14 protein-coding genes are annotated in these 12251 nt (G+C 69.2%); 8 read left to right on the top strand and 6 right to left on the bottom strand.

Translation table 11 applies throughout. The annotated features are described in order from the left end of the window. Positions 1-19: 19 nt before the first annotated feature. The gene (locus tag TTY48_RS00810; protein ID WP_220655704.1) at positions 20-574 is read left to right on the top strand and encodes a DUF4334 domain-containing protein; all 555 of its coding nucleotides are present in this window, start codon (positions 20-22) and stop codon (positions 572-574) included. 21 nt (positions 575-595) lie between these two features. Further along, the gene (locus TTY48_RS00805; RefSeq protein WP_220655703.1) at positions 596-1039 is read left to right on the top strand and encodes a limonene-1,2-epoxide hydrolase family protein; all 444 of its coding nucleotides are present in this window, start codon (positions 596-598) and stop codon (positions 1037-1039) included. 73 nt (positions 1040-1112) lie between these two features. Here TTY48_RS00805 and TTY48_RS00800 read toward each other — a convergent pair whose 3' ends face one another. Then, positions 1113-2261, bottom strand: a complete 1149-nt coding sequence (locus TTY48_RS00800; RefSeq protein WP_220655702.1) for an acyl-CoA dehydrogenase family protein — start codon at positions 2259-2261, stop codon at positions 1113-1115. A 144-nt stretch (positions 2262-2405) separates the two neighbouring features. Here TTY48_RS00800 and TTY48_RS00795 point away from each other — a divergent pair, with 144 nt between their 5' ends. The 5 genes from TTY48_RS00795 to TTY48_RS00775 all read left to right on the top strand — a co-directional run bounded on the left by TTY48_RS00795 (position 2406) and on the right by TTY48_RS00775 (position 5545). After that, entirely contained in the window at positions 2406-3164 is a 759-nt protein-coding gene (locus tag TTY48_RS00795; RefSeq protein ID WP_220655701.1) for a hypothetical protein, read from the top strand. Between the two features lie 109 nt (positions 3165-3273). Beyond that, complete coding sequence (locus TTY48_RS00790; RefSeq protein WP_220655700.1) at positions 3274-3603, top strand: YbaB/EbfC family nucleoid-associated protein; 330 nt, start codon at positions 3274-3276, stop codon at positions 3601-3603. After that, positions 3600-3908 (top strand): hypothetical protein, encoded by a 309-nt coding sequence (locus tag TTY48_RS00785; protein ID WP_220655699.1) that lies wholly within the window; start codon positions 3600-3602, stop codon positions 3906-3908. Before TTY48_RS00790 ends, TTY48_RS00785 begins: the two co-directional genes overlap by 4 nt. Continuing rightward, positions 3905-4834 carry a hypothetical protein gene (locus tag TTY48_RS00780; protein WP_220655698.1) on the top strand — a complete coding sequence of 310 codons (930 nt, stop codon included), beginning with the start codon at positions 3905-3907 and terminating at the stop codon, positions 4832-4834. The genes TTY48_RS00785 and TTY48_RS00780 overlap by 4 nt, the downstream gene beginning before the upstream one ends. A 21-nt stretch (positions 4835-4855) precedes the next feature. Further along, on the top strand, positions 4856-5545 hold the full coding sequence (locus TTY48_RS00775; RefSeq protein ID WP_220655697.1) for a VOC family protein: 690 nt from the start codon (positions 4856-4858) through the stop codon (positions 5543-5545). Between the two features lie 29 nt (positions 5546-5574). Here TTY48_RS00775 and pgl read toward each other — a convergent pair whose 3' ends face one another. The 5 genes from pgl to tkt are packed head-to-tail and all read right to left on the bottom strand — an operon-like array spanning position 5575 to position 12005. Then, positions 5575-6339, bottom strand: coding sequence for a 6-phosphogluconolactonase (gene pgl, locus TTY48_RS00770; protein WP_220655696.1), 765 nt, complete (start codon positions 6337-6339; stop codon positions 5575-5577). Beyond that, positions 6336-7253, bottom strand: a complete 918-nt coding sequence (locus TTY48_RS00765) for a glucose-6-phosphate dehydrogenase assembly protein OpcA (protein WP_220655695.1) — start codon at positions 7251-7253, stop codon at positions 6336-6338. The genes pgl and TTY48_RS00765 overlap by 4 nt, the downstream gene beginning before the upstream one ends. Then, positions 7250-8788 carry a glucose-6-phosphate dehydrogenase gene (gene zwf, locus TTY48_RS00760; protein ID WP_220655694.1) on the bottom strand — a complete coding sequence of 513 codons (1539 nt, stop codon included), beginning with the start codon at positions 8786-8788 and terminating at the stop codon, positions 7250-7252. Before zwf ends, TTY48_RS00765 begins: the two co-directional genes overlap by 4 nt. Before the next feature lie 7 nt (positions 8789-8795). Further along, positions 8796-9902 carry a transaldolase gene (gene tal, locus TTY48_RS00755; protein ID WP_220655693.1) on the bottom strand — a complete coding sequence of 369 codons (1107 nt, stop codon included), beginning with the start codon at positions 9900-9902 and terminating at the stop codon, positions 8796-8798. Between the two features lie 6 nt (positions 9903-9908). Beyond that, positions 9909-12005: a transketolase gene (gene tkt / locus TTY48_RS00750; RefSeq protein ID WP_220655692.1), complete on the bottom strand. Its 2097-nt coding sequence runs from the start codon at positions 12003-12005 to the stop codon at positions 9909-9911. Here tkt and TTY48_RS21210 point away from each other — a divergent pair. Beyond that, positions 11995-12123 (top strand): hypothetical protein, encoded by a 129-nt coding sequence (locus TTY48_RS21210; RefSeq protein ID WP_255585447.1) that lies wholly within the window; start codon positions 11995-11997, stop codon positions 12121-12123. The genes tkt and TTY48_RS21210 overlap by 11 nt on opposite strands. Positions 12124-12251 lie beyond the last annotated feature (128 nt).

Raw genomic sequence — 12251 nt, 5'->3', positions numbered from 1 at the left:
AGAGGCGAAGGGAACCCGCGTGACCGAGAACGACGCGCCCGCCGTCCTGCGCCGGTTGCAGGCCGGCGCCACCCTCGACGAGGCCTTGGCCCTCTACGATTCGCTGCCACCGGTCCGGGTCGAGGAGATGATCGGGAGCTGGCGCGGCGCGGGGCTGCCCACCGGCAACCCGATGGACGGCCTGCTCGAGGTGTACGGCTGGCAGGGCAAGCGATTCGACTCGCCCGACGAGGCCCATCCGCTCGTCTTCGGCGGTCGCCGAGGCCTGTTCAGCACCAATCCCGCGGGCCTACCGCTCGGGGCCATGGTGCGGGCGAGCCCGCTGCTGCGGCTGCGCCCGGTCGCGGCGCTCGGGAGGGTGGCGATCGCATTGCGGCGCACTCGTTCACCGAAGGCGCGGCTGCGGATGATCGAGTACCGCGGCGTGCCCACCGCCACCATGTCGTACGACGCGTTGCCCATCAACGATCACTTCCGGCGGGTGGACGAGCGCACCCTGCTGGGAGTGATGGACCTGCGCGGCCTGCAGAACCCGTTCTTCTTTCTCCTCCTCCGGGAGGAGGACGGCCACTGAACCGCGGGGTACCGTCGAACCATGACTGAGGTTGCTGTCCTGGACGATCAGGCGACGGTGCGCAAGTTCCTCGCCGACCTCGCGGATGCGCGCGTCGACGATGCGCTCGCCGCCTTCAACGAGAACGTGGTCTACACGAATGTCGGCCTGCCCACCTTGCGCGGCCGGAATCAGGCGGGGCGCGTGGTGAAACTGCTCGCGAAACCCGGCCTGGGCTTCGGCGTCGAACTCACCTCCAGCGCCGCCGAGGGCGGCACGGTGCTCACCGAGCGGATCGACGAACTGCGCGTCGGCCCACTGCACGTGCGGTTCTGGGTGTGCGGCCGGTTCGACATCGTCGACGGCCGGATCGTCTTGTGGCGCGACTACTTCGACAATGTCGATGTCTTCAAGGGCATCGTCCGGGGTGTCCTCGCCCTCGCGATCCCCGCGGTGCAGCGGCCGATGACGCCCATCACCCGCTGAGGTCCGCCGATACCGGACGACGAAGGCGCCGCGACGGTTCCGTCGCGGCGCCTTCGTGCGCAGATCAGCCCGGTCAGAGGGTGCGGGCGATGATTTCCTTCATGATCTCATTGGTGCCGGCGTAGATCATGTTCACGCGGTTGTCCACGAAGAAGCGCGCGGCGGGGTACTCGGCCATGTAGCCGTAGCCGCCGAACAGCTGCATCATCTCGCTGGCCGCGTGCTGGGCGCGGTCCGAGGTCCACCACTTCGCCATCGCGACTGTCGGGATGTCGAGCTCACCCTTGATGTGCTTGGAGATGCAGTCGTCCACGAAGATGCGGGCGATCGTGGTCTCGGTGTGCACCTCGGCGAGCTTGAACTTGGTGTTCTGGAAGCCGAAGACGGGGCGGCCGAAGGCTTCCCGCTCCTTGGTGTAGCGCAACGTCTCTTCGAAGATGACCTCCATGCCGGACACGCACGCCTGGCCGATGATGAGGCGCTCCTGCGGCAACTGCTGCATGAGCTGGTAGAAGCCCTGGCCTTCTTCGGTGCCGAGCAGATTCGCGACGGGCACGTGGACGTCGTCGAAGAAGAGCTCCGAGGTGTCCTGGCCCTTCTGGCCGATCTTGTTGAGGATGTTGCCCTTGCGGAAGCCCTCGCGGTCGGCCTCCACCAGGATCAGCGAGATGCCCGCGGCGCCCTCGTCGGGGTTGGTCTTGCAGACCAGCACCACGATGTCGGCCTGCTGGCCGTTGGTGATGAAGGTCTTGCTGCCGTTGATCACGTACTCGTCGCCGGTCTTGATGGCGCGCGTCTTCACGCTCTGCAGATCCGAGCCGGTGCCGGGCTCGGTCATCGCGATGGCGCCGACGGCCTCGCCGGAGGCCATCTTGGGCAGCCACGTCTGCTTCTGCTCCTCGGTGCCGTACGCGAGGATGTAGTGCGCCACGATGCCGTTGTGCAGCGAGACGCCCCAGCTGGTGTCGACGGCCTGCGCCTGCGCCGCGATGAGCACGGCCTCGTGCCGGAAGTCGCCGCCACCGCCGCCGTACTCCTCGGGGATCGACAGGCACAGCAGGCCCAGCTCGCCGGCCTTGTTCCAGAGGTCGCGATCGACGTGGTGCTGTTCGGCGAACTTCTCGATGTTGGGGGTGAGCTCCTTGGCGAGGAACTTGTCCGCGAGGTCGCGGAGGGCGTCGAGCTCGTCGTTCATCCAGCTCGAGCGGCGGCGTGCGGCCATGGAAGACCACCTTTCTGCAGTCGGATCTGCGGAGGGTTGCTGTCCTACACCTAAGCAGACCGCCGCGAGCGGAAACAAGCACGGGTGCATGTTCCTGATGAAGCTCCAGGTGAGAGGCATTCAATCCGCGCCTATCATCGAGGAGTGCAGACGGTCGCGAGCGGCCGCGCCGCCCTTCGCCGGGTGTCGCGGCGCGAGCTGAGGGCGTTGCCGCGGATCGGTACCGGTCTCGCGGTGAACCTTCTGCTGGCCTTCGGCTGGATCCTGTTCTCGCCGCTGGAGTACACCGATCGCAACAAGATCTCGGTGATCATCGTCTACTTCGTGACCTTCGTGCTCGCCGATTCCGCGACCACCAACATGTTCGCCGACCAGGCGCGGCGTCAGGCCGGCGAACCGCATCGCTACGGGAAGTGCGTCGCCCTGGTGGTCGTGCGGAACGTGACGCTCTTCGTCGCTCTCGGTGCGCCGCTGCTGATCGCGACCGCCGTTCTGGTGATCCTGAGCGACCGCCCCGTCCTCGTCCCGTTCGCCATGGCCTCCGTCAGCGTGCAGGTCCTGGTGTGGCTCGGTGTCTGTTCGATCCTCGCGACCGCCTTCCCCGTGGCCCGGGTCGGACCGCGCGGTCTGTGGAACGGCCGCCGTGAGGTGCGCACCACGGTGCTGCGGCTCGCATCGATGGGCGTTCCCTACCTGGTGCTGTGGGTGCTGCTCCCCGCCGACGAGGGGCGTCGACGGCTGCCGGGCCTGGGTGCGGTGCACCGTCGCACTCCCGGCGCGCAAGGGATGGACCACCTGCACCAGGCGCTCGGCGCCGTGGTCGCCGCCCTCACGATCTGGCTGATCTGCGTGCTGATCGGTGCGGCCATCGCGCGACACCGCGCGTGGCGCGCATGGGTCTGACCTGCGAAATCAGAGGTCTTTCGAAATTATGAAGTCGGAGGGGAACCGATCGCCGTGATGGTGCGTCCAATTGATGCGGGAGGAAATCCAACGAGATCGGGGGGACGAGTTGGCAGACGTACCGCAGGTCGGTTCGTACGTCGCGCAAGCGGATGCGGCGTACGAGCAGGCGGACGAGGTTCGTGAGCGATTGGCCCGGGTATCGGGCACCGGGACGGCGGCGCGCGGCGACGTGCGTGTGACCGTCGGGATGGGGGGACGTCTCACGGGGGTGGTGATCGGGGGGCGTGCCACAGAGCTCTCGGGGGAGGCTCTGAGCGCGGAGATCATGACCGCGGCCTCCCTGGCCGAAAAGATCGCGGCCAGGGAGGTCCACTCGATCGCGTCGACCTACTACCCGGACATCGACGCGTGGAAACCGTTTCTGGGGGAGTCATGACGGAGAGCTGCATCGATCCCGCGGTGACCGCCGCACACACCAAGGCCCTCGCGGCCGCTGCGGACAAGGTCGACGCGGCCGGGACAGCCGCAGGAGCGAGGATCGGCGCCATGGACTTCGGAGCGCTGTTCGCCCCGTGGCTCGTACCCATGGTCAACCAGACGCTCCAGCAGACCGCTGAGAGTGTCACCCGGTACCGCGAGTCCTACGCGGAACATCGGAGGGACTTCGTGAAGAACATCGAGGCCGATGTGGACGCGGACCGGACGGGCGCCGCCGATGTCACGAAGGCGGGCTCGAAGTGAGCACCACTGAATCGATCGAGGAATCGATCTCGGGAGTGCCGCTCGCCGAAGCGGTGTTCGATGCGGGCTCGGCCGTCGTGGACGGAAACGGGTTGGGGGCCGTGGGCGGCGCCGTCGACACCGTGCTCAAGATCGACGGTGTCGTCACCGATCCCATCGGGTCGTTCGCCGCCGCCGGCGTCGGCTGGGTCATCGAGCACATCCCCGTCCTGAAGGAGGCCTTGGACGCCGTCTCGGGTGACGAGGAGGCGATCAATGCGGTGAAGACGGTGTGGGAGCAGAAGGTGGCACTCCCGCTCGACGAAGTGTCGAAGTCGGTGAAGGAGGCGGGCGCCGCCACCGCATCGGGCTTCACCGGCGTCGATGCCGACGCCTATCGGACCTCGACGGCCAAGCTCGCCGTCGAGACCAGCGCGCTGGCGTACTCGGCGAAGTCCGCCGCGACCGGGATCAGCTTCGCGGGTGCGATGGTCATCGAAGTGCGGAACTGGATCCGGGACGAGTTGTCGAAGTTCCTGGCATGGACCCTCGCCAAGATGGCGGCAGCCGCAGCCGCGTCCGTCCCGACGGCCGGCTCCTCAGTGGTCGCCGCCACCAATTCGGTTCTGCTGCAGGGGGCCATGCTCGGGCAGAAGTTCGCGCGCATGCTGCAGAAGCTCACGAGCAAGCTCGAGACTTTGGCGGGCAAGCTCAGCTCGCTGGGCAACGCCACCCAGGCGCTGCGCCGCGTGAGCGCGGGGATCGACGGAGTCGCGGCGAGAGCGACGACCGCACTCGACAACGGAGCCGTGATCAACACGGCATTCAGGCTCGCAGGTGACAAGCCCACCTTCAACATCGGAGCTGCCGCGGTCGACCTCGGCATCGCCGAGGTCAAAGCGGCGGGTGACACCTGGGTGACCAACCGCGAGGTCCAGGCGAAGTAGCGGATACGGCACGATGGTGAGGTGTGCACAACGGAGTCCCGTGACCTGCTGATCCTCGACGTCCCCGTGGAGAGCCGGGCCGCACACGCGCGACTGCTGGCGTCGACCGAGGCCGACGCCGTCACCGTCGGCGGTCTCGACGTCGTCCTCTCCGCCGACGGGACACCCTCGGGAGTGCTCGTGGCCGCCGACGTGCTCGACGGTGCCGTGCGTCTCGCCGACCGCCGTGGTCTCCCCGTCCGGCCGGACGGTGACCGGGCAGCCGCCGTCGTCGACGGACTCACCCTCGGACTCGTCGGCCCGACAAGGCCGTACCCCGCCGTCCCCGGCGCGGAGATCACCGGCATGGACCACCTCGTGTTGTCGTCCCCGAACCGCGACCGCATCATCGCGACACTGTGCGGGAGACTCGATTTCGACCTTCGCCTCGATCGCGTGCAGAGCTGGGGCGTGCATCAGTTGTTCTTCCGGCGGGGCGACCTGCTCGTGGAAGTGGTGCTCGCCGAGGGCGACGATGTCGACCCGTCCGGCCCCGACGCGCTGTGGGGCGTCGCCTGGCGCACTGCGGACGCCGATGCGACGCACCGCCGACTCACCGATCAGGGCATCACCGTGAGCGAGGTGCGCCGCGGGGCCAAACCCGGCACGCGCGTCGCCACGATCAAGGATCCCGCGCTGGGCGTCCCGACCATCGTGCTCGAACAGCGGTGACACTCACCCCGGCTGCTCCAGCGCGCTGATCAGGGGAGCTGCGAGGCGGCGGCCGGATCGAGATACCAGACCGTCTCCTCGGACCCGTGCGCACCGGCACAGGGCCAGTCGTCGGGATTCGCGCCGCCGACCCCGGCCGCCACGGCCTCGGCCTTCTCGGCGCCGGACACCAGCAGCCATACCCGGCGCGCAGCGCCGACCGCGGGCAGCGTGAGCGTGAGCCGGTTCGGCGGCGGTTTCGGCGAATCGTGCACCGGAACCACCGGGAGCTTCCGCTCGCGGACCGCGTCCGTGTGCGGGAAGAGGGAGTTGATGTGGCCCTCGCCGCCCATGCCCAACAGGTGCACGTCGAACTGCGGCACGATGCCGTCACCCGCCGGAACCGCGTTGCCTCGACGGGTCGCGTTCTGCGCCAAGCGCTGCGCGTACACCTGGGCGGCCAGCGTGGCATCGCCGCTGAACTCGTCGGCGGCGGGGAAGCGGTACACGTTGTCGGGATCGACCGGCACATGGTCCAGCAGCAGGCCTCGGGTCTGCAGTTCGTTGCGGTCGGCGCTCCGGTCGGCCACGAATCGCTCGTCGCCGAAGAAGACGTCCACGGTCGACCAGTCGATCGGCCGGTCCCGCAGGGCCGCGGCGACGCCGTTGCCGTTGCTGCCGCCGGTCAGCACGATCGACGCGAAACCGCGATCGGCCTGCGCCTGCGCGATCACGGCGGCCACATCGTCGGCGGCGGCCGCGACGAGCGCTGCCGCATCGTCGAACCTGCGCACCGTAGTGGTGGAATCGCTCACCCGGACACCTCCGTTCGGTCGACGCCGGCCACACCGGCCAGCGCCTTCTCGTAGATCACGTCGTCGTCGAGACGACGCAGTTCCTCGGCCAAGCACGCGGCCACATCGCGCCGCCGCACCGCGACCCGCCCGTCGGGCTGCCCCGTGCGGGTGAGCACCGCCGTCGAATTCTGGTCGAACTCCAGGGCCAACGGGCCGCCGGGGCGGATGAGGCGCACCCCGAACCCGCCCACCCGGCGGGAGACCGGCACGCCCAACTGCGCGTGCAGCCAGCCCGCCAACAGATCGGTGGCCGCACTCGATGCCGGGCCCGTGACCTCGGCCGAGGTCACGTCCTCGTACGGGGGCTGATCGAGCGCCGAGGCGAGCAGGGCACGCCACGGGGTGATCCGCGACCAGGTGAGATCGGAATCGCCCGGCCGATAGCCCGCGAGCCGCGCACGGAGCGCGTCCACGCCGTCGTCGGCCGAGGTGGCGTCGGTGATCCGGCGCGAGGCGAGGCGCCCGAGCCGGTCCTCCGCCGGGACCGCCGGCGCCGCGCCCGGCCACCACGCCACCACCGGCGTATCGGGAAGCAGGAACGGAACCACCACCGAGGCACCGTGATCGGCCATCTCGCCGTACAGGCGCAGTAGGACCACCTCGGAGGCGCCGGCATCGCCGCCGACGCGGATCTGCGCATCGAGCCGAGTGGCCTCGGTCCGGGAGCCGCGGGCGAGCACGATCACACGGCACGGGTGCTCCCGCGAGGCGGCGTTCGTGGCCTCGATCGCACTCTCCGTGGACTCGCCCTCCTCGGCCGAGATGATCAGCGTGAGAACGCGCCCCAGAGCGATCGCGCCGCCCGATTCGCGCAGTCGCACCAGGCTCTTGGAGACCTCCTGCGTGGAGGTGTCGGGGAGATCGAGAATCATGGTCGGCGCCACGTCCTTCCGGTGCGGGCCAGCATGGCGTCGGCCGACGCGGGACCCCAGGTTCCCGACTCGTACTCCTCGGGGCTGCCGTTCGCGGCCCAGTGCGCCAGCGCGGGATCGAGGATGCGCCAGGACAGTTCGACCTCGTCGTTGACCGGGAACAGGGAGGGCTCGCCCAGCAGGACGTCGAGGATGAGCCGCTCGTAGGCCTCGGGGGAGGCCACGGTGAAGGCCTCGCCGTAGCTGAAGTCCATGTTCACATCGCGCACCTCCATGGAGGCGCCCGGCACCTTGGAGCCGAACCGCAGCGTGACGCCCTCGTCGGGCTGCACCCGGATCACCAGGGCGTTGTGGCCCAGCTCCTCGGTCATCGTGTCGTCGAACGGGAGATGCGGCGCGCGCTTGAAGACGAGCGCGATCTCGGTGACGCGGCGCCCCAGGCGCTTGCCGGTGCGCAGGTAGAAGGGCACACCCGCCCACCGCCGGGAGGCGATCTCCACGGTGATGGCGGCGAAGGTCTCCGTGGTGGAGGTGTGACTGAAACCCTCCTCCTGCAGTAGGCCGACGACCTTCTCGCTGCCCTGCCAGCCGGGACCGTACTGGCCGCGGGCGGTGGTCTCATCGAGCGGCTCCACGAGCGAGGTCGCCGAGAGCACCTTGATCTTCTCCGACTGCAGCTCGGTGGGGCGGAAGCTGGTGGGCTCCTCCATCGCGACCAGCGCCATCAACTGCAGCAGATGGTTCTGGATCACGTCGCGGGCGGCGCCGATGCCGTCGTAATAGCCTGCGCGGCCGCCCAAGCCGATGTCCTCGGCCATCGTGATCTGCACGTGGTCCACGTAGTGGCTGTTCCACATCGGCTCGAACAACTGGTTGGCGAAGCGCAGCGCCAGGATGTTCTGCACCGTCTCCTTGCCGAGGTAGTGGTCGATGCGGAACACCGACTGCTCGGGGAAGACCTCGTTGACCACGGCGTTGAGCTGCTTGGCGGACTCGAGATCGTGCCCGAAGGGCTTCTCGATCACCACCCGCCGCCAGCCGTCATCTGGATTGTCCGGTCCCGCACCGTCGGCCAGGCCGGACCGCTTGAGCTGCTCGCACACAGTGGGGAAGGCGTCGGGCGGGACCGACAGGTAGAAGGCGTGATTGCCGGCGGTGCCACGGGTCTCGTCGAGATCGCGCAGAGTGCCCGCCAGCCGGTCGAAGGCCGCATCGTCGCCGAACTCGCCCTGGACGAACCGGATCCCCTCGGCGAGGCGGTCCCAGACCTCCTGTCGGAACCCGGTGCGGGAGTTCTGCTTCACCGCATTGCGCACGATCTCGCTGAAGTCCTCGTGACTCCACGACCGCCGGGCGAAGCCGACGAGAGCGAACCCCGGGGGCAGGAGCCCGCGGTTGGCGAGGTCGTACACCGCGGGCATCAGCTTGCGGCGCGCCAGATCTCCGGTCACACCGAAGATCACCAGCGCGGACGGCCCCGCGATCCGCGGCAGACGACGGTCGCGCGGATCGCGGAGCGGGTTCGTCCAGGTCATCCGGTGGCTAGGCCTCGGCCTTGAGCTGCTCCGCCGTCGCATCGAGCAACTGCTGCCAGGCCTGCTCGAACTTCTCCACGCCCTCGGACTCCAGCTGGTCGAAGACGTCGGAGAGATCGACGCCCACGCCCTGCAGGTTCTCGAAGACCTGGAGCGAATCCTCCGCCTGCCCGATGATCGTGCCGTCGACCACCTCGCCGTGATCGGCGAAGGCCGCCATCGTGGCACCGGGCATGGTGTTCACGGTGTTCGGCGCGATCAGGCCGGCCACGTACAGGGTGTCCGGGTAGTCCGGGTTCTTCACGCCGGTCGACGCCCACAGCGGGCGCTGCACGTTGCCGCCCTCGATGTTCGCGAACCGCGCGCCGCCGAACACCTCCTCGTAGGCCGCGTACGCGAGCCGGGCGTTCGCCAGACCGGCCTGCCCGCGCAGCGCCAGCGCCTCGTCGGTGCCGATGCCGTCCAGCCGCTTGTCGATCTCACTGTCCACGCGCGAGACGAAGAACGAGGCGACGCTGTAGATCTTCGATACGTCGTGGCCGTTCTTGGCGGCGGCCTCGATGCCGTCGAGGTAGGCGTCCATCACCTGGCGGTGCCGCTCGACGGAGAAGATCAGGGTCACGTTCACCGAGATGCCCTCGGCGAGAACGCGACTGATCGCGGGCAGGCCCTCCATGGTGGCGGGGATCTTGATCAGCGTGTTCGGCCGGTCGACGATCTTCCACAGCTCGATGGCCTGGGCCACCGTGCCGTCGGTGTCGTGCGCCAGCCGCGGGTCGACCTCGATCGACACCCGGCCGTCGACGCCGCCGGTCTTCTCGAAGACGGGGGCCAGCACATCGCACGCCGCGCGCACGTCGTCGGTGGTCACCGTGCGGATCGTCTGGTCGACATCGGCACCGCGGGCCGCGAGCTCGGCCACCTGCGCCGCGTACTCGGTGCCCTTCGACAGCGCGGCCTGGAAGATGGCCGGGTTGGTGGTGACGCCGGTGACGGAGTCGGTCTCGGTGAGCTCCTTGAGCTTTCCGCTGCCGATGAGGCTCCGCGACAGGTCGTCGAGCCAGACGGAGACGCCGGCCTCGTAGAGCGCGGCGAGATTCGGGTTCTGAGCCATGTGTGCTTATCCCTTCAGGTTGGCGAGGGACTGCTCGGCCTTCTGGGCCACGTTCTCGCCGGTGAATCCGTACTTGGTGAACAGGACCTTGTCGGGCGCCGACTCGCCGAAGTGCTCGAGCGAGACGACCTCGCCGAAGCCGCCGACGATGCGCCACCACGACTGCGCGATGCCCGCCTCGACCGCGACGCGAGCCTTCACCGAGGGCGGCAGCACGCTGTCCTGGTAGGCCTGGTCCTGGGCGTGGAACCACTCCACCGAGGGCATCGACACGACGCGGGCCTTGATGCCCTTCGCGGCCAGCAGCTCCGCGCCCCGCACCGCCAACTGCACCTCCGAGCCGGTGCCGATGAGCAGCACATCGGGGGTGCCCTCGGTGTCCTGGAGGACGTAGCCGCCGCGCGCGACGCCCTCGGCGGACGTGCCCGCGAGGATCGGCACGTTCTGCCGGGTCAGGATGAGGCCGGTGGGGCCGTTGCCGCCCGTGCGCTCCAGGGTCGCCTTCCACGCGGCGACGGTCTCGTTCGCATCGGCCGGGCGGACCACGTTGAGGCCCGGGATGGCGCGCAGCGCGGCGAGGTGCTCGACCGGCTGGTGCGTGGGGCCGTCCTCGCCGAGGCCGATCGAGTCGTGCGTCCAGACGTAGATCGGGTCGATGTCCATCAGGGCCGCGAGGCGCACCGCGGGACGCATGTAGTCGGCGAACTGCAGGAACGTGCCCGCGTAGGGACGCGTCGGGCCGTGCAGCACGATGCCGTTGAGGATCGACCCCATCGCGTGCTCGCGGATACCGAAGTGCAGGGTGCGGCCGTAGGGCTGCGCGTTCCAGTCCTCGGTCGAGATCGACGTGGGGCCGAAGGAGTCGGCGCCCTTGATCGTGGTGTTGTTCGAGCCCGCGAGGTCGGCCGAGCCGCCCCACAGCTCGGGCAGCGTCTGGCCGGCGGCCGCGAGGAAGGCGCCGGACGCGGCGCGGGTCGCCACGTCCTTATCGCCCACGGACCAGGTCGGCAGCTCGGCGTCCCAACCGGCGGGCAGGGCCTTGGCCTCGAGCCGGTCCAGCAGGGCCTTGCGCTCGGGGTTGGCGGCCGCCCACGCGCCGAACTTCGCGTTCCACGCCTCGTGCTCGGCCTGGCCGCGCCCCACCAGTTCCCGCGAGTGCGCGAGCACCTCGGGGGCCACGTCGAAGCTCTTCGCCGGGTCGAAGCCCAGGATCTCCTTGACCGCGGCCACCTCGTCGGCGCCCAGGGCCGAGCCGTGCACGCCGCCGGTGTTCATCTTGTTCGGCGCGGGGAAGCCGATGACGGTGCGCACGATGATGATCGAGGGCTTGTCCGTGACCGCCTTGGCGGCCGCGGTGGCCTCCTCGATCGCCGTGACGTTCTCGCCGCCCTCGACGTACTGCACGTGCCAGCCGTACGCCTCGTAGCGCTTCGCGACGTCCTCGGACAGCGCGATGTCCGTGTTGTGCTCGATCGAGATCTTGTTGTCGTCGTAGAACAGGATCAGGTTGCCCAGCTGCTGGGTGCCGGCGAGCGAGCTGGCCTCGGAGGTGACGCCCTCCTCGATGTCACCGTCGGAGGCGATCACGTAGATGAAGTGATCGAAGGGGCTCTGGCCCGGCGCGGTCTCGGGGTCGAACAGGCCGCGCTCGTAGCGCGAGGCCATCGCCATGCCGACCGCGGAGGCGAGGCCCTGGCCCAGCGGGCCGGTCGTGATCTCGACGCCCTTGGTGTGCCGGTACTCCGGGTGGCCCGGGGTGAGCGAGCCCTCGGTGCGCAGCGCCTCGATATCGCTGAGCTCCAGGCCGAAGCCGCCCAAGTAGAGCTGCAGGTACAGGGTGAGGCTGGAGTGGCCGCAGGACAGGACGAACCGGTCGCGACCGATCCAGTGGGTGTCCGACGGGTCGTGCACCATCACCTTCTGGAACAGGGTGTACGCCAGGGGAGCGAGGCTCATCGCGGTGCCGGGGTGGCCATTGCCCACCTTCTGCACGGCGTCGGCGGCGAGCACTCGGGCGGTGTCGACCGCGCGGGTGTCGAGATCGGTCCAGTCGGCGGGGTGATGCGGGGTGGTGAGGGCTTGGATCTCGGCGGTGCTGGTCACGGCGGGCGGGTTCTCCTGGTCGTGGGCGTACGTGCACGGGGTGCTGATCGCACGGTGGCTTTCGACACTGCACGGCACCGCGCAGTTCCTCGCACCGGTCGAGGCACCCTCAGTGTGAACCCTACTCGGCGGTGCTGCACGGTCTGCGGAAACGGCTCCTCTCCCCGCCTGGATTCGGTCAGTCCGGCGCGGAGGACTACCATGGCCTGTAGTAGTCGATCCGGCGATCGTCGTGATCGGTATGGA

The organism is Tsukamurella sp. TY48, assembly GCF_019656655.1.
Lineage (GTDB): Bacteria > Actinomycetota > Actinomycetes > Mycobacteriales > Mycobacteriaceae > Tsukamurella > Tsukamurella strandjordii.
Note: the sequence above shows the minus strand (reverse complement) of the source record. Positions and strands in the feature narration are given on the sequence as shown.